This window comes from Kitasatospora sp. NPDC059803, assembly GCF_042732255.1.
Lineage (GTDB): Bacteria > Actinomycetota > Actinomycetes > Streptomycetales > Streptomycetaceae > Kitasatospora.
Map to the genome: position 1 here is coordinate 28697 of NZ_JBHWIJ010000003.1, position 16440 is coordinate 45136.

Below are 16440 nucleotides of genomic sequence, written 5' to 3' on the forward strand. Positions count from 1 at the left end.
GCCCCGCGGGGGGGGGGGGCCCGGGGGCGGGCGGGGGGGGGGGCGCCGGGTCCCCGCGCCCCGCCGCCGGCTCTGTGGGGGGGGCCGCCCCCCCGGGCGGGGGGCGCCCCCCCCCCGCCCGCCGTCCGATCCGCCGTCGTCCGGCGGCGCTTTCCGGCCACTCGGCCGAGAGCCGTCCAGGGCACCTGAAGCCGCCCGGGGTCACCCGGGGACGGCGCGGAAGGTTCGCCGGTAGGCGCTCGGGGCGACGTCCAGCCGGCCGCGCAGTTGCAGCCGGAGCGAGGCGGCGGTGCCGAAACCGGACTCCCGGGCGACCTGGTCGATCGTCAGGTCCGTGCGCTCCAGCAGCTGCCGGGCCCGCTCGGTGCGCTGCACGGTGAGCCACTGCCCGGGGCTGGCGCCGGTCTCCTCGCGGAAGCGCCGGGTGAAGGTCCGCAGGCTCATGCCCGCCCGGTCGGCGAGCCGGCTCAGCGCCAGCGGCTGGTCCAGGTGTTCCAGCGCCCAGGCGCGGACGGCGGCGGTGCCCTGGCCGGTGGAGTCCACCGGGCTCGGGGCCTCGACGTACTGCTTCTGGCCACCCTCGCGCCACGGCGGCACCAGGCAGTTGCGGGCCACCGCGTTGGCCACCGCGCTGCCGTGGTCGCGGCGGACCACGTGCAGGCACAGGTCCACCCCGGCGGCCACCCCGCCGGAGGTGAGGACGTCGCCGTCGTCGGTGTAGAGCACGTCCGGGTCCAGCCGCACCTTCGGGTACAGCTCGGCGAAGCGCCGGGTGTAGCGCCAGTGGGTGGTGGCCGGGCGGCCGTCCAGCAGCCCGGCGGCGGCCAGCAGGAAGGACCCGGTGCAGATCGACATCAGCCGGGTGCCGGGCCGGATCCGGCCCAGCGCGGCGGCCAGTTCGGGGGTGAAGGCGGCGTCGACGGTGGCCGTGCTCGCGTCGGCGGAGGCCGGGATCACCACCGTGTCGGCCCGCTCCAGCAGTTCGGGCCCGTGGTCGACGCTGATCCGGAAGTCCGCGCTGGTGGCGATCGGCCGGCCGTCCAGCGTGCAGATGGCGACCTCGTAGAGCGGCCGCCCGGCCGGGTCCTTGGCGCCGCCGAAGATGCGGGCGGGGATGCCGAGTTCGAAGGCGATCACGCCGTCGAGGGCGAGTACCGCGACCAGGTGGGCCATGCCGTTCCCCTTCGGTGGTGCGGCCGCCCGGACCGGTCGGGTCGGTCGGGTCGGTCGGTTGGTTCGGTTCGGGCCAGTCCGGCCGGTTCGGGCCAGGGTATGCCGGGACCGTGGCCCGATTCTTGCGAAAGCTGTCATTCAGGCCACTCGCCGCGGCCGCGCCGCTTCGGGACACTCGTCCGCGTGACCGAACGCAACGCCCCCGCCCCCGCCCCCGCGCCCGCCCCCGAAGGACCCGTCCGCCCCGCCCGTCCGACCCGCTTCCGGGTGCACTACGCCTGGGTGGTGGCCGGTGTCTCGCTGCTGGTCCTGCTCGGCTCGGCCGGCTTCCGGTCCACGCCCAGCCTGATGATGGACGCCCTGCACAACGAGTTCGGCTGGTCGCTCGGGACGATATCCAGCGCCACCTCCGTCAACCTGACCCTCTACGGCCTCACCGCCCCCTTCGCCGCCGCCCTGATGGACCGTTTCGGCGTGCGCCTGGTGGTGGTCTGCGCGCTGCTGACCATCTCGGTCGGCTCCGGGCTCACCATGCTGATGCGCGAGCCCTGGCAACTGGTGCTCTGCTGGGGCGTGCTGGTGGGCCTGGGCAGCGGCTCGATGGCCGGCGCCTTCGCCACCACCATCACCGGCCGCTGGTTCCAGGCCCGCCAGGGCCTGGTCACCGGCGTGCTGACCGCCGCCGGGGCGGCGGGAAACCTGGTGTTCCTGCCGGTTGGCGCCTGGCTGGTCGAGCACCACGGCTGGCGCTCGGCGGTGATCGTGGTCTCGCTCGCGGCCAGCGCGGTCGCCGTCCCCGTCCTGCTGCTGATGCGCGAGCGGCCCGCCGACCTCGGCCTGCTCCCGTACGGGGCGACCGAGGAGCCCCCGGCGCCCGCCGCCGACGGCCGCGCCCTGACCCGCTCGCTGCGGGTGCTGCGGGACGCCGCCCGGAGCCGGGCGTTCTGGCTGCTGTCCGGCTCCTTCGCGATCTGCGGCGCCACCACCGCCGGCCTGGTCGGCACCCACTTCATCCCGGCCGCCCACGACCACGGCATGCCGGTGACCACCGCGGCCGGCCTGCTCGCCATGATCGGCGTCTTCGACGTGGTCGGCACCATCTTCAGCGGCTGGCTCACCGACCGGGTCGACTCCCGGATCCTGCTGGTCACCTACTACGGGCTGCGCGGGATCTCGCTGCTCCTGCTGCCGCAGCTGCTGGCCGGCTCGCTGCAACCGCCGATCCTGGCCTTCGTCATCTTCTACGGCCTGGACTGGGTGGCCACCGTGCCGCCGACCGTCGCGCTGTGCCGCCGGCACTTCGGCGGGGACGCCCCGATCGTCTTCGGCTGGGTGCTGGCCAGCCACCAGATCGGCGCGGCCGTCGTCGCCGGGCTGGCGGGCCTGGCCCGCGACGCGCTCGGGAACTACGACCTCACCTGGTACGGCGCCGGCGCCCTGTGCGTGGTCGCCGTCGGGCTCTGCCTGGCGCTGCGCACCAGCCGGCCGGACCGTCCCGTCCCGGCCCTCTCGTAGGGCGGGCCGGGGGCCTGTCGGACCGGACGGCTAGGCTCCGCGACCATGGCGCTCACCTTCACCCTGGACCCGAAGCTCGACCCGGACCTGCGCACTGCCGTCGTCCGACTGTGGGCCGACGTCACCAACGCCGGCGGCGCGGTCGGCTTCGTGGCGCCGGTGACGGAGGACGAGGTCTGGGACACCGCCGACCACCAGTTCGCCGGGGTCGAGCCGGACGGCCCGGACCGGCTGCTGGTCGCCCACGAGAGTGACACCGGCCGGCTGGTCGGTGTCCTCTTCTTCGAGTCGATGCGCTTCGACCTGATGGAGCACTGGCGGATGCTCAAGCGGGTCATGGTGCACCCCGACTGCCAGGGCCGCGGCTACGGTGCCCGGCTGCTCGCCGAGGCCGAGCGGATAGCCCGGGAGTGGGGCCTGGAGAGCCTGCGGCTGACCGCGCGCGGCGGCCAGGGCCTGGAGCGCTTCTACACCCGCTGCGGCTACCGGGAGGTCGGCCGGGTGCCGGCCGCGATCCGGGTCGCCCCCGGGGACGACCGCGACGACATCACCCTCTGGCTCGACCTGCGCTGAGCGGCGGGTCCGGTCGGGCGGCGGCGGGCGGGGGACGGGCGCCCCCTTCCCCTCGCCGCCCGTCAGGCATGCTTCACTGGGAGACCGGCCCCCGCCCAGACCAGTGAAAAGCCAGACCAGTGAAAAGGATGTGTCCCGTGAGCAGCACCGGCCAGGAGAAGTCGCACGCCACGCTCCGCTACACCTCCCTGCGGGTCAGCATCTTCCTCGGCTGCCTGCTGGTCGCCCTGCTGCTCGGGCACTTCAAGATCATCCCGGTCAGCGGCCAGGCCGGCGTGATCTTCCTGTTCCTGCTGGCCGCGATCGCGTCCGCGCCGCTCAGCTACGTGCTGCTGAGCCGTCAGCGCGACGACATGTCCGCCCAGATCACCACCAAGGTCTCCGGCCTGCGCAGCCGCACCGCCGAGCGGATCGCCGCGCAGAACGCCGAGGAGGACGCCGTCGACGAGGCGGCCCGGACGGCCGCCGTCCGGCAGAGCTGACCCCGGCCGGACCCGCGACCGCAGCCGCCGTGCCCGACTCCGCCGCCTCGGACGCCTCCGCTTCCGACCCCGACCCCGCTTCCGCTTCTGCGGCTTCCGAGCCCGGACCGGCCGACCCGCCGTCCGGGCCGTCCGCGTTGCGCGGGTCGTCCGTCGAGGCGGCGCCCGTCGAGGGGGCGCCCGTCGAGGCGGAGGCCGGGACCTGGCCGGCCCCGGTGCGTCGGCCCACCGGCCGGGACGTGGCCAGGCTCGCCGGGGTCTCCCAAGCCACCGTCTCACTGGTCTTCTCCGGCGCCGAGGCCGGCCGCAGGGTCTCCGACGCCACCCGGGAGCGGGTCCGGGAGGCCGCCCGCAGCCTCGGCTACCGCCCGCAGGCGGCCGGCCGGCAGCTGCGGCTCGGCCGTAGCGGGATGATCCTGCTGGCGGTGCCGAACATCCTCGGCCCGTTCTTCGGCCGGGTGCTGGAGGGCGTCCACGAGGAGGCCGGCCGGCACGGCCTGGCGGTCGTGGTCAGTTCCGGCTGGGGGAGCGCCACCCTCGCCGAGGCCGCCACCACCAGCCGCTTCGACGGCCTGCTGATCTGCTCCCCGGACGACAGCCAGCTCGGCGAGCTGCCTGCCGACACTCCCGCCGTCTTCCTCGACGCCGACCCGGGCACCGACCGGGCCCGGCCGACCGTCGAACTCGACGTGGCGGGCGGGATGCGCGCCGCCGTCGAGCACCTGGCCGGGCTCGGCCACCGCCGGATCGGGCGGCTGCGCTCCACCCACTCCGCGTACACGTTCCGGGTGCGGCAGGCCGCGTTCGAGCAGGTCGCCGCCGAACTCGACCTGGAGGTCGTGGAGTTGGGCGTGAGTCTGAACGAGGGCCAGCCGGCCGCGCGGAGCGTGGCGCACCGCCTGCTGGAGCGCCCGGACCGCCCGCGCGCGGTGATCTGCGACGACGACGTGGTCGCCTCCGGGGTGTACCAGGCCGCCGCCGAGCTGGGGCTGAGGGTGCCGGCCGACCTGTCGGTGGTCGGCATGGACAACGTCGCGGTGGCCGCGCTGCTGGCCCCGCCGCTGACCACCGTCGACCTGCCCGGCGAGGAGCTGGGCCGGGTCGGCGCGGCGGCGCTGGCGGGCCTGCTGCGCGGCGAGCGGGCGGCGCCCGTCCCGCCGCTGGCCACCTCGCTGGTGCTGCGCTCCTCCACCGCGCCGGCGGTCGGCGGGCCGGGGCGGGGCGCGAAGCAGTAGGTAGTAGTAGGGGAGAACGAAAGACCGCGCCCGCCGGCCAGACCCCGGTGGGCGCGGTCGTCTGTGGGGGGCCTCAGCCCACCGGCACCGGCTGCACCGGCTGCACCGACGGCGCCGGCGGCACCGGGTGGAACCAGCGGCGGGCGCCGAACAGCAGCAGGGCGCCGAGGGCGATCCCGCCCGCCGCGCACAGCGCCACCGGCCGCAGCGAGTCCTCGGCCAGGTTGCCGGACACCGCGTAGCCGAGCGAGTTGCCCGTCGCGAACAGCGTCACCAGCCAGGCGAACGCCTCGGTCACCGTCCCGGTCGGCGCCAGCTCGGCGACCAGCACGAACGCCGCCGCCAGCAGCGGCGCCAGCCCGATCCCGGAGAGGAAGGCCAGCGCGGCCATCGGGTACGGCCCGGGCAGCAGCACCAGTGGCAGGTAGGACGCGGCCATCGCGAGCGCCATGATCCAGGTGCGGGTGGCCGTGCTGCTGCGCCACTTCACCGCGCCGTAGGCGAGCGCGCCGAGCAGGCCGCCGAGCGCCGCCAGCGCCAGCAGGGTGCCCGCGCCGCCGGGCAGGGCGTCGGCGTGGTGCTCGGCGTAGGCGATGAACAGCACGTTCTGCGCGCCGACGGCCCAGCCGGCCCCGGCCAGTCCGACCAGCAGCAGCACCAGGCCGGGGGAGCGCAGCGGGCCGAGCAGCCCGGCAGAGTGTGCGCGGGCCGGGGCGCGCCAGGCCTGGGCCGGGGCGGTGGTGGCCACGATCAGCGCGCCGGCCAGCCCCAGTCCGGCGGCCATCCAGAGCGCGGCGACCGGGCTGAACAGGCCGGCGATCCCGGCGACGGCCAGCGGGCCGGCCACGTAGAGGATCTGCTGGGAGGCGGAGTCGAAGGCGTAGGCGGTGTCGAGCTGCTCCTCCTCCACCACGTCCGGCCAGAGCGAGCGCAGGCAGGGTTCGAGCGGGGGCATGGCGAGCCCGGCGATCGCGGCGCCGAGCGGGGCGGCGATCCCGGAGCCGGGGGCGAGGGCGAGCAGCGCGTACCCGCCGCCGGCGAGCACGGCGGAGGCGAGCAGGACGCGGGGCTGCCCGGTGCGGTCCACGATCCGCCCGAGCACCGGCCCGCCGACGGCGGCGGAGATCGCGTAGGCGGCGGTGGCCAGTCCGATCCGCCCGTACGGCGCGCCGGCCTCGCGCAGGGCGAGGGCGATCACCAGGGCGGTCATGCCGGCGGGCAGGCGGCCGAGCAGGGTGCCGAGGAGCAGGCGGCTGACGTGGGGGGCGCGGAGCAGGGCGAGGTAGCCCATCGGCGTCTTCTCCGGTCTGGGCAGGCGAGGGCGGGGACGCCGTCAAAGTTATACGTATAACCGCTCAGCGGTCAATCGGGCCGGTGAGGACGATCTGATGGTGCGTCAGCTTCGTTCGTGTCCGGATCTCACCCCAACCTCAAACAACTACTTTGAACATCTCAAACCTTTGCTGCTAATGTGTCGGCCATGACCACCTCAGACGCATCGCGGAAGAACGGCCAGGGCTCGCTGCCCGGCGCCGCCCGCCGGTGCGCTCTGACCGGTGCTGTGGACAGCCCGCGCCGTTGTCGCGCCACGAGCTGTATCCCGGCGGCACGCCCCTGACCGGGGGCCGGGACCTCCCCACCCGGCCCGCGCGCCGTGCCGCCTCCTCCGCCACACCCCACCGTCAGCAACGCCCTCCCCCGGAGCCGCACCGTCATGTCCACAGCGCCCGAGGCGACCCCGTCGCCGTCTGTGCTCGCGAGAATCCGCAAGACCCCGTTCTGGGTCCAGATCGTCGGCGGCCTGCTGCTCGGCGTCGGCTTGGGCTACCTGGCCCGCGCCGCCGACATCTCCTGGCTGGCCACCACCCTGGAGACCATCGGCAAGATCTTCGTCCAGCTGCTCAAGCTGGCCGTCCCGCCGCTGGTGTTCACCGCGATCGTGGTGAGCGTCGCCAACCTGCGCAACGTCACCAACGCGGCCCGCCTGGCGACCCGCACGCTGCTCTGGTTCATGATCACCTCGCTGATCGCGGTGGCCGTCGGCCTGGGCCTGGGCCTGCTGACCAACCCCGGCCAGGGCACCAACCTCAAGACCGACGGCCTCAAGGCGCTCGACTCCAAGGGCTCCTGGATCGACTTCCTGACCGGGATCTTCCCGACCAACATCGTCGACGCCTTCGCCAAGGTGAACGTCCTGCAGATCGTCTTCATGGCGGTCGTGGTCGGCGCGGCGATCATCAAGCTCGGCAGCAAGGCCGAGCCGGTCCTCAAGCTCAGCGAGTCCGTCCTGGAGCTGACCCAGACCGCCCTGTGGTGGGTCATCCGGCTCTCCCCGCTCGGCACCCTCGGCCTGATCGGCAAGTCCGTCGCCAAGTACGGCTGGGACCTGCTCAAGCCCTTCGCCACGCTGACCCTCGACATCTACGTCGGCTGCGCGCTGGTGCTGTTCGTCGTCTACTCGCTGCTGCTCAAGTTCGCCGCCGGCCTGAACCCGGTCAACTTCTTCAAGGGCGCCTGGCCCGCGATCCAGCTGGCCTTCGTCTCGCGCTCCTCGGTCGGCACCCTGCCGGTCACCCGCCGCGTCACCGAGCGCCTCGGCGTCCCCAGCGAGTACGCGTCCTTCTCCGTGCCGTTCGGCGCCACCACCAAGATGGACGGCTGCGCCTCGATCTACCCGGCGATCGCCGCGATCTTCGTCGCCCAGGTCTACAACATCGACCTCGGCATCCGGGACTACCTGCTGATCGCCTTCGTCTCGGTCGTCGGCTCGGCCGCCACCGCGGGCCTCACCGGTGCGATCATCATGCTGACGCTCACCCTCTCCACCCTGGGCCTGCCCCTGGAGGGCGTCGGCCTGCTGCTCGCCATCGACCCGATCCTCGACATGATGCGCACCGCGACCAACGTCGCGGGCCAGGTGCTGGTGCCGGTCCTGGTGGCCTCGCGGGAGAAGATCCTCGACGTCGCCGCCTACAACCGCCCCTCCGGCGACCTGTACGAGGACGCGCCGTCGGCCGTCGTCCCGGCGCAGGCGGACAAGGCGGCCCCGGTGGCCGCCTGATCCCCGCCGGCTCGGCGACAAGGGCCCGCTCCAGCACCGTTCCCCGGTGCGGCAGCGGGCCCTTGTGCGTGCCACTGGGGCGCGGGGGCGCGGGTGCTGGCGCGTGCTCGTGTGCTGCTCTCCGGGGCGGCGGCCAGGGGAAAAGGCAGGGGGCCCGCCGGTTGGGCGGGCCCCCTTGGGTGTTGCTCTTGTGCTCATGGTGACGGCTGTCGGGAGCCGCCGACGGACCCGCTGGGGTCCCGAGCGATCAGAACATCAGAAGATGGTCAGATGGGGGTGACGTTCTCCGCCTGCGGGCCCTTCGGGCCCTGGGTGACGTCAAAGTTCACCGCCTGGTTCTCCTCCAGCGAGCGGAAGCCGCTCGCGTTGATGGCGGAGTAGTGGACGAAGACGTCGGGGCCGCCGCCCTCCTGGGCGATGAAGCCGAAGCCCTTCTCAGCGTTGAACCACTTGACGGTTCCCGTGGCCATGCCGTTCTCCTTGCGAGGGACGTGTCGGGGCCACACCGTGTGGCACCCGGTCCGCTGCGCTGATCGCCCTGCCTCCGGACGAGTCCGAAGTTTTTCGATATTGCTGAAAAACTACAAAAAGCCCGCGGTTACATGCTCCGCAGGCTTCAAGTACTGCAAGGGGAATCAAACTGCAACTGAGGGCAACGCTAGCATGCGGTCGCTGTGACGACCAGGGGTGAACTGCGGCCCCCACGACGCGTGTCGTAGGCCCTCGCAGGCGCGTCCCGCAGGCCTTGCGAGCGCGTGTCGGGTGCCCGGTGCAGGCCTTTGTGAACAGCAGGCATACGCTGCGGGAAAGCGCACGAACAGTACAAGGGAGCGGCGCAGTGGCAGCACCGGACGGACAATCGCGGGAGCCCCAGGAACACACCCCGGTCAGGCCTCGCGTCGGCCACATCCAGTTCCTGAACTGCGTACCCCTCTACTGGGGCCTCGCCAGGACCGGCAACCTGCTGGACCTCGACCTCACCAAGGACACCCCGGAGAAGCTGAGCGACCAGCTCGTCGACGGCTCGCTGGACATCGGTCCGATCACCTGCGTGGAGTACCTGCGCAACGCCGACGACCTGCTGGTCCTGCCCGACATCGCGGTCGGCAGCGACGGCCCGGTGATGTCCTGCCTCATCGTCAGCAAGGTGCCGCTCGCCGACCTGGACGGCCGCCGCGTCGCCCTCGGCTCCACCAGCCGCACCTCCGTCCGGCTCGCCCGGCTGCTGCTGGAGGAACGCGAGGGCGTCCGCCCCGACTACTTCAGCTGCCCGCCCGACCTCAGCTCGATGCTCGCCGAGGCCGACGCCGCCGTCCTGATCGGCGACCCGGCGTTGCGCGCCTACCTCGGCCAGGCCGCCGACCTCGGACTGACCGTCCACGACCTCGGCGAGATGTGGAAGGAGTGGACCGGCCTGCCGTTCGTCTTCGCCGTCTGGGCCGTGCGCCGCGAGTTCGCCGAGCGCCGTCCGGAACTGACCGCGGCCGTGCACCGGGCCTTCCTGGAGTCCCGCGACCTCTCACTGGTCGAGGCCGCCAAGGTCGCCGAACAGGCCGCCCGCTGGGAGGCCTTCGGCGCGGACGTGCTGGAGCGGTACTTCAGCGAGGCCCTCGACTTCTCGCTCGGCGAGCGGCAGCTGGCCGGCGTCGCCGAGTTCGCCCGCCGGGTCGCGCACGACAGCGGCTTCGCGTCGGACGTCGCGGTGCGGCTGCTGGAGCCGGCGGCGCTGCCGGTCGGCTGAGTGCGGCGGGGCGCTCCGGTGCTCCGGTGCGCCGGCTCAGGTGCTCAGGTGCTCAGGTGCTCAGGTGCTCCGGGGCCGACGGGCAGCGGGCTGACGCGGACGCTCGAAAGGCCTGGCGTAGGCTGGTTCGGCCGTACCCGGACGCCCGTCGTCCGGGGGGCGGCAGCGCCGAGAACTGCAGTATCCGAGAGAGAGAAGGCGGCCAGGTGACCGAGCTCGCAGCGACCACCCTCGATGCGCCCAGCACCGATTTGCAGGCCGTGCTCGACCGGGCCGCCGGCGGTGGCCGGATCACCCCGGAGGAGGCGCTGGAGCTGTACCGCTCGGCGCCGCTGCACGCGCTCGGCTCCGCCGCCGACGCGGTGCGCCGCCGCCGCTACGCCGGTACCGAGCACATCGCGACGTACATCATCGAGCGCAACATCAACTACACCAACGTCTGCGTGACGGCGTGCAAGTTCTGCGCCTTCTACGTGCCGCCGAAGAGCGACAAGGGCTGGTCCCGCGAGCTCGACGAGATCCTGCGCCGCTGCGCCGAGACCGTCGAACTGGGCGGCACCCAGATCATGTTCCAGGGCGGCCACCACCCGGACTACGGCGTGGAGTACTACGAGCGCGCGTTCTCGGCCATCAAGGCCGACTTCCCGCAGCTGGTGATCCACTCCCTGGGCGCCTCCGAGGTCGACCACATGGCCCGGATCTCGGGCGTCTCGATCGAGGAGGCCATCACCCGGATCCACCGGGCCGGCCTGGACTCCTTCGCCGGCGCCGGCGCCGAGCTGCTGCCCGCGCGGCCGCGCAAGGCGATCGCCCCGCTCAAGGAGTCCGGCGAGCGCTGGCTGGAGATCATGGAGGCCGCGCACGGCCTCGGCGTGGAGTCCACCTCCACCATGCTGATGGGCACCGGCGAGACCAACGCCGAGCGGATCGAGCACCTGCGGATGATCCGCGACGTGCAGGACCGCACCGGCGGCTTCCGGGCCTTCATCCCCTACACCTACCAGCCGCAGAACAACCACCTGAAGGGCTCGACGCAGGCCACCGTCTTCGAGTACCTGCGGATGATCGCGATCGCCCGCCTGTTCCTCGACAACATCGCCCACATCCAGGGCTCCTGGCTCACCACCGGCAAGGAGGCCGGCCAGCTGTCGCTGCACTACGGTGCGGACGACCTCGGCTCGGTCATGCTGGAGGAGAACGTCGTCTCGGCGGCCGGTGCCAAGCACCGCTCCAACCTCACCGAGCTGATCCACCTCATCCGGGCCGCCGACCGCGTCCCGGCGCAGCGCGCGACCACGTACGAGCACCTGCGGGTGCTGGACGACCCGGCCAACGACCCGGTGGACCCGCGGGTCGCCTCGCACATCGCCTCCACGGCGATCGAGGGCGGCACCGCGCACCCCGAGCTGAAGATCCTGGACAACTGAGGCCCGGGGCACCGCCGTGCTGACCCTGCACCGGGCGGCCCTGGTGCTGCCCGACCCGGCCGACCCCACCGCCCCGTCCCTCCCGGACGGGGCGGTGCTGGTGCGCGGCGACCGCGTCGAGGCCGTCGGACCGTACCGGGAACTGGCCGCCGCGCACCCGGGGGCGCGACTGCGGGACTGGGGCGCCGCGGTGCTCACGCCGGGGCTGCGCAACCCGTACGGGCACCGGCTGCTGGAACACGCCTACCACCCGGACCCGCGCGAGGAGATCGGCGTCGAGCCGGTCGCGGACGGGCTGACGGGCTCCGCCGACGAGGGGCGCTGCGGCGCGAGCGCCCGGCGCGGGCTGCAACGGATGCTCGGGTTCGGGGTGACGGCGGTGGCCGGGCCGTTCGAGCGGGCCGCGGTGCGCACGGCCGTGGCGCGCTCCGGGCTGGTCGCGCTGCCGGGCGGCCCTGGCACGGGGGGTGGCCCTGAGGCGGGGAGTGGCCCGGGCGCGGGGGGTGGCCCTGAGGCGGGGAGTGGCCCGGGTGCGGGGGGTGGCCCTGGTGCGGCGGGCGCGGGGGACTGCCTGCTGGGCCTGGGAGACGGCCCGCTGGACCCGCTGTCGGTGCTGCCGCTCGCGGCGGCCGTGCACGGCCGGGTGGCGGCGGGCGGCCGGGCCGACTTCGCGGTGTTCCCGGCCGTTGGGGAGGGCTTCGCCCAACCATCGCCGGGCGGTTGCCTGGCCGCCGTACTGGGCGGGCGGTTGGTGTACCGGCGGCGCTGAACGAGGCCGGGAACCGGGCGACGTACTCGCCGGTAGTCGGACTTCCTTGCGGCGTACGGCACTTCCTTCGTGTGCCGCCGAACTCCACTGTCCACCCTGTGGGGTGATTCCCCCTTCGCCGTGACCTGAGGGCCCGCCAGCGGATACGATCCCGGACAGCTCACTCCGTACCCTCACCACCTACCGCCCGTGCCCGCGGGTGGCGGGGCCGTGTCCCAGGCCCCGAAGGCAAGCCAGGACAGGAACCATGCGATCCGCGACCGTCCCCCCGCCGCGATCCCCGCGGATGGGCCGTGGTTGGTACCTCGCCGCCGTGCTCAGCGCCGTGCTGGCCGTCGGCATGTGCCTGCTCGGCTGGCGCCAGGCCGACCAGGCCGACCGGATCGGCGCCCACCCCGTGAGAGTCGAAGGCGTCGTCACCCAGCTCCCCACCGGCGGCGGCTCCTACAGCGCCGTCAGCTACCGGGCGTCCGGCCAGTCGCACACCGCGGCCGCGCTGCCGCTCGCCGACGGCGCCAAGATCGGCGACCCGATCTGCCTGGAGCACGCCGCCGACGACCCGGGCGCGGTGCGGATCTGCGGCGACACCTACCCGCAGCCGGTCGGCGTCGGCCTGGCCCGGTTCAGCGTGCCGGTCGCGGTCGGGATGTTCGTGATCTGCGTGCTGCGCATCCGGCGGCACCGGCGGGCGCTCGCGGTCCGCGCCGGGCAGGGCCGGCTGGCCACCACCGTCGCACTGGCGACCGGGGCGCTGGCCGACGGGATGCCCGCGATAACCCACGGCAAGCGCTCCCGGCGCCGGCGGCGCGCGGGCGGGCGGCGCGCGCAGCACTGACGGGGCGCGTAGCACTGGTGGGGCGCGCAGCACCGGCGGGGCGCGTAGCGCCGGTGGGCCGGGCGGGGCGCTGGTGGGCTGGGCGGGGGAGCTGGGCGGGGGAACTGGGCGGCGGGGGCGTGCGGCGACGTCCGTGCGACGGGTGCCGGGTGGACGGGTCTGTGCGGCGGGGCCCGTGTGGCGGGTGCGGACGCCCCGCGGCGTGCCCCGTTGGTCGGGCTGTCGGCGCCAGGGTGAACAATGGGGGCGTGACCCGAGCCTCTCTGGACAAGCAGCCGCACGAAGTCGCCGCCATGTTCGACGACGTCGCGGCCAAGTACGACCGCACCAACGACGTGCTGTCCCTCGGCCAGGCCCGCGCCTGGCGCCGGGCGGTGGCCGAGGCGGTGGCCGCCGGACCGGGGGACCTCGTGCTCGACCTCGGAGCCGGCACCGGCACCTCCTCGCTGCCCTTCGCCGAGGCCGGCGCGCAGGTCGTCCCGTGCGACTTCTCCGTCGGCATGCTCGTCGAGGGCAAGCGCCGCCACCCCGAGCTGCCGCTCACCGCCGGCGACGCCACCCGGCTGCCGTTCGCGGACGGCACCTTCGACTCGGTGACGATCTCTTTCGCGCTGCGCAACGTCCAGGACACCGACGCGGCGCTGCGCGAGATGCAGCGCGTCACCAAGCCCGGCGGCAAGCTGGTGATCTGCGAGTTCTCCACCCCGACCTGGACGCCGTTCCGGACGGTCTACACCGAGTACCTGATGCGCGCCCTGCCGCCGGTCGCCACCGCGGTCAGCAGCAACCCGGACGCGTACGTGTACCTCGCCGAGTCCATCCGGTCCTGGCCCGACCAGCCCGAGCTGGCGGCCCGGCTGCAGGAGAGCGGCTGGTCCAAGGTCGCCTGGCGCAACCTCACCGGCGGCATCGTCGCGCTGCACCGGGCGTACAAGCTCGGGTAGCCGCTGCACCGGCGGGATGGGGGCGTGGTCGTTTCCGGCGGCGGGGACGGAACTAGACTGCCGGAGACAAAAGCCGCCGTCCCCACAGCCGCAGCTCCAGGAGAGTGTCCACCGTGTCCGAGACCGCAGCCGATCTGACGAAGCCGGACAGCCCGGTCGAGAGCACGGCCGACGTCATCGTGGTCGGCGCGGGTCCGGCCGGGTCCACCACCGCGTACTACCTCGCCCAGGCCGGGCTGGACGTGCTGCTGCTGGAGAAGACCGCGTTCCCGCGCGAGAAGGTCTGCGGCGACGGCCTCACCCCCCGCGCCACCAAGCAGCTGGTGGACATGGGCATCGACGTCTCCACCGAGAACGGCTGGCTGCACAACAAGGGCCTGCGCATCATCGGCGGCGGCGTCCGGCTGGAGCTGGACTGGCCCGAGCTGTCCGCCTTCCCCGACTACGGCCTGGTCCGCAAGCGCGCCGACTTCGACGAGCTGCTGGTCCGTCAGGCCGAGAAGGCCGGCGCCCGGCTCTACGAGCGCTGCAACGTCAGCGGGCCCGTCCTGGACGAGCGCACCGGCCGGATCGTCGGCGTCACCGCCAAGCTCGGCGACGAGAAGCGGCCGGTCACCTTCCGTGCCCCGCTGGTGGTCGCCGCCGACGGCAACTCCACCCGGCTCTCGCTCGCCATGGGCCTGCACCGCCGCGAGGACCGCCCGATGGGCGTCGCCTACCGGACGTACTTCACCTCGCCGCGCCACGACGACGACTACCTGGAGTCCTGGCTGGAGCTGTGGGACACCCGCGGCGGCCAGCGCAAGCAGCTGCCCGGGTACGGCTGGGTCTTCGGTATGGGCGACGGCACCTCCAATGTCGGCCTCGGCATCCTCAACTCCTCGCCCGCGTTCGGCGAACTCGACTGGCGCGAGGTGCTCAAGGCCTGGTGCGCCGGCATGCCGGAGGAGTGGGGCTACACCCCCGAGAACATGACCGACCCGATCCGCGGCGCCGCGCTGCCGATGGCCTTCAACCGGCAGCCGCACTACACCCGCGGCCTGCTGCTCGTCGGCGACGCGGGCGGCATGGTCAACCCGTTCAACGGCGAGGGCATCGCCTACGCGATGGAATCCGGCCAGATCGCCGCCGGCGTCATCGTCCAGGCCCACGCCCGGGTCACCGAGACCGGGCGCGAGCGCGCTCTGCAGGGCTACCCGCGCGTCCTCAAGGACGTCTACGGCGGCTACTACACGATGGGCCGCGCCTTCGTGAAGCTCATCGGCAACCCCAAGGTGATGCAGATCGCCACCCAGCGCGGCCTCACCCACCCGATGCTGATGCGCTTCACCCTCAAGATGCTCGCCAACCTCACCGACCCGCAGGGCGGCGACGCGATGGACCGCATCATCAACGGCCTCGCGAAGGTCGCGCCCAACGCGTAGCGGCCTGGGCCTTCCCCTGGTCCTTTCCAGGACCTCAAGGCGTCTCCTCCGCCGCCTTCCGCTCCCCGTCCGCCGGGCGGCGGGAGGCGGCGGAGCGCTGTTCGACGTAGGCGAGGCGGTCGGCGAAGACCCGGGCCGCGTCGGGGGTGAGCGTCCGGAGGGCGACGAGGGCGGTGAAGACGACGTCACAGAGCTCGTGCTGGACGTCCTCCCAGCTGTGGGTGACGCCCTTGCGCGGGTTCTGGCCGGTGGCGCCGATCACCGCGGCGCCGACCTCGCCGACCTCCTCGGAGAGCTTGAGGATCCGCAGCAGGCGCTCCTCCCGGGGCGACTGCGTGCCCTGCTCGTCGAGCCACGCGACGAGGTGGTCCACGCTCTCCCAGATCCGGCTGTCCATGCGCGCTGCTCCCGTGCGGTGTCGTTGGTGCTGTCACCGTACGGGAGGCGCTGCCGACGCACGGGAACGGCGTGGGGGCTGGCGGTGAGGCACGGGCGGTGAGGGGTGGACGGTGAGGGGCTGGCGGTGAGGGGCGGGCTCCCGGTCAGCGGGTGCTGATCTTCACGTGGCGGATGTTCACGGGGAGGGTGGGGAAGCCGTCGCCGGGGTTGTTCTGGTCGTCCTCGCCGCCCGCGGCGATCTTCTGCAGGACGTCCAGGCCCGCCGTGATCCGGCCGAACGGGGTGTAGGCGGGGGAGAGCTTGGTGTCCTTCCAGACGAAGAAGAACTGGCTGCCGTTGGTGTTCGGACCGGCGTTGGCCATCGCCACGGTGCCGGCCGGGTAGGTGGCGCCGGTCAGGTTCTCGTCCGGGAAGGAGTAGCCGGGCCCGCCGCTGCCCGTTCCGGTCGGGTCGCCGCACTGCAGGACGTAGAGCCGCTGGGTGGTGAGGCGGTGGCAGTGGCTGCGGTCGAAGTAGTCGTGCTCGGCGAGGAAACGGAACGAGAAGGTGGTGCAGGGCGCCTTGTCGGTCAACGCCTGGAAGGTGATCGCGCCCTGGCTGGTGCGCAGGGTGGCGCGGTAGGGCTGGGCGGCCTTCTTGGCGTCGAAGACCGGGATGCCCTTGAAGTTGTCGGCCGGCACCGCGGGCGTGTAGGTGCAGGCGGGCGCGGGCGGCGTGGTGTCCGCGACGGCGGTGCCGGTGCTCGCCGTGAGCGGGAGGACGGTGGCGACGGCGAGCAGAGCCCAGGGTGCGCGCTTCACGTGACGGGCCTTCCGAAGGGTGGTGGACGGCGGGGTTGGCATGGCGCCATCATCCACGCCGG

Annotated in this window: 16 protein-coding genes; 11 read left to right on the plus strand and 5 right to left on the minus strand. The window is 73.5% G+C overall.

Annotated features, from left to right (window positions below; genetic code table 11):
• Positions 1–201: 201 nt before the first annotated feature.
• Entirely contained in the window at positions 202–1173 is a 972-nt protein-coding gene (locus ACFV6I_RS01050; protein ID WP_380423189.1) for a GlxA family transcriptional regulator, read from the minus strand.
• 183 nt (positions 1174–1356) lie between these two features.
• Here ACFV6I_RS01050 and ACFV6I_RS01055 point away from each other — a divergent pair, with 183 nt between their 5' ends.
• The 4 genes from ACFV6I_RS01055 to ACFV6I_RS01070 all read left to right on the plus strand — a co-directional run bounded on the left by ACFV6I_RS01055 (position 1357) and on the right by ACFV6I_RS01070 (position 4978).
• On the plus strand, positions 1357–2688 hold the full coding sequence (locus ACFV6I_RS01055) for an MFS transporter (protein WP_380423190.1): 1332 nt from the start codon (positions 1357–1359) through the stop codon (positions 2686–2688).
• A 45-nt stretch (positions 2689–2733) separates the two neighbouring features.
• Entirely contained in the window at positions 2734–3261 is a 528-nt protein-coding gene (locus tag ACFV6I_RS01060; protein WP_063348161.1) for a GNAT family N-acetyltransferase, read from the plus strand.
• A gap of 137 nt (positions 3262–3398) precedes the next feature.
• Positions 3399–3743 carry a DUF4229 domain-containing protein gene (locus ACFV6I_RS01065; protein ID WP_063348160.1) on the plus strand — a complete coding sequence of 115 codons (345 nt, stop codon included), beginning with the start codon at positions 3399–3401 and terminating at the stop codon, positions 3741–3743.
• A 29-nt stretch (positions 3744–3772) separates the two neighbouring features.
• Positions 3773–4978: a LacI family DNA-binding transcriptional regulator gene (locus tag ACFV6I_RS01070; protein WP_380423191.1), complete on the plus strand. Its 1206-nt coding sequence runs from the start codon at positions 3773–3775 to the stop codon at positions 4976–4978.
• 73 nt (positions 4979–5051) lie between these two features.
• Here the strand turns inward: ACFV6I_RS01070 and ACFV6I_RS01075 are convergent, their stop codons facing one another.
• A complete protein-coding gene (locus tag ACFV6I_RS01075) occupies positions 5052–6269 on the minus strand; it encodes an MFS transporter (protein WP_380423192.1) in 1218 nt (405 codons plus the stop codon).
• A 423-nt stretch (positions 6270–6692) separates the two neighbouring features.
• On the opposite strand from ACFV6I_RS01075, the gene ACFV6I_RS01080 reads away from it, so the two are divergent.
• Positions 6693–8039 carry a dicarboxylate/amino acid:cation symporter gene (locus ACFV6I_RS01080; protein WP_063348158.1) on the plus strand — a complete coding sequence of 449 codons (1347 nt, stop codon included), beginning with the start codon at positions 6693–6695 and terminating at the stop codon, positions 8037–8039.
• Positions 8040–8305: 266 nt separating this feature from the next.
• Here the strand turns inward: ACFV6I_RS01080 and ACFV6I_RS01085 are convergent, their stop codons facing one another.
• Positions 8306–8509: a cold-shock protein gene (locus ACFV6I_RS01085; RefSeq protein ID WP_052580872.1), complete on the minus strand. Its 204-nt coding sequence runs from the start codon at positions 8507–8509 to the stop codon at positions 8306–8308.
• Positions 8510–8877: 368 nt separating this feature from the next.
• Between ACFV6I_RS01085 and ACFV6I_RS01090 the strand changes: the two genes are divergently transcribed.
• The 6 genes from ACFV6I_RS01090 to ACFV6I_RS01115 all read left to right on the plus strand — a co-directional run bounded on the left by ACFV6I_RS01090 (position 8878) and on the right by ACFV6I_RS01115 (position 15179).
• Positions 8878–9780, plus strand: a complete 903-nt coding sequence (locus ACFV6I_RS01090; protein ID WP_063348157.1) for a menaquinone biosynthetic enzyme MqnA/MqnD family protein — start codon at positions 8878–8880, stop codon at positions 9778–9780.
• A 206-nt stretch (positions 9781–9986) separates the two neighbouring features.
• Positions 9987–11207 carry a cyclic dehypoxanthinyl futalosine synthase gene (gene mqnC / locus ACFV6I_RS01095; protein WP_063348156.1) on the plus strand — a complete coding sequence of 407 codons (1221 nt, stop codon included), beginning with the start codon at positions 9987–9989 and terminating at the stop codon, positions 11205–11207.
• A 16-nt stretch (positions 11208–11223) separates the two neighbouring features.
• Positions 11224–11976 (plus strand): hypothetical protein, encoded by a 753-nt coding sequence (locus ACFV6I_RS01100; protein ID WP_380423193.1) that lies wholly within the window; start codon positions 11224–11226, stop codon positions 11974–11976.
• A 247-nt stretch (positions 11977–12223) separates the two neighbouring features.
• Complete coding sequence (locus ACFV6I_RS01105; protein WP_380423194.1) at positions 12224–12811, plus strand: hypothetical protein; 588 nt, start codon at positions 12224–12226, stop codon at positions 12809–12811.
• Positions 12812–13059: 248 nt separating this feature from the next.
• Positions 13060–13755: a demethylmenaquinone methyltransferase gene (locus ACFV6I_RS01110; RefSeq protein WP_063348153.1), complete on the plus strand. Its 696-nt coding sequence runs from the start codon at positions 13060–13062 to the stop codon at positions 13753–13755.
• A gap of 134 nt (positions 13756–13889) precedes the next feature.
• A complete protein-coding gene (locus ACFV6I_RS01115) occupies positions 13890–15179 on the plus strand; it encodes a geranylgeranyl reductase family protein (RefSeq protein WP_063351195.1) in 1290 nt (429 codons plus the stop codon).
• A 34-nt stretch (positions 15180–15213) separates the two neighbouring features.
• On the opposite strand, the gene ACFV6I_RS01120 is transcribed toward ACFV6I_RS01115, so the two are convergent.
• Positions 15214–15576, minus strand: a complete 363-nt coding sequence (locus ACFV6I_RS01120) for a MazG-like family protein (protein WP_063348152.1) — start codon at positions 15574–15576, stop codon at positions 15214–15216.
• Between the two features lie 145 nt (positions 15577–15721).
• Positions 15722–16420, minus strand: a complete 699-nt coding sequence (locus ACFV6I_RS01125; protein WP_363371732.1) for a peptidylprolyl isomerase — start codon at positions 16418–16420, stop codon at positions 15722–15724.
• Positions 16421–16440: the final 20 nt, after the last annotated feature.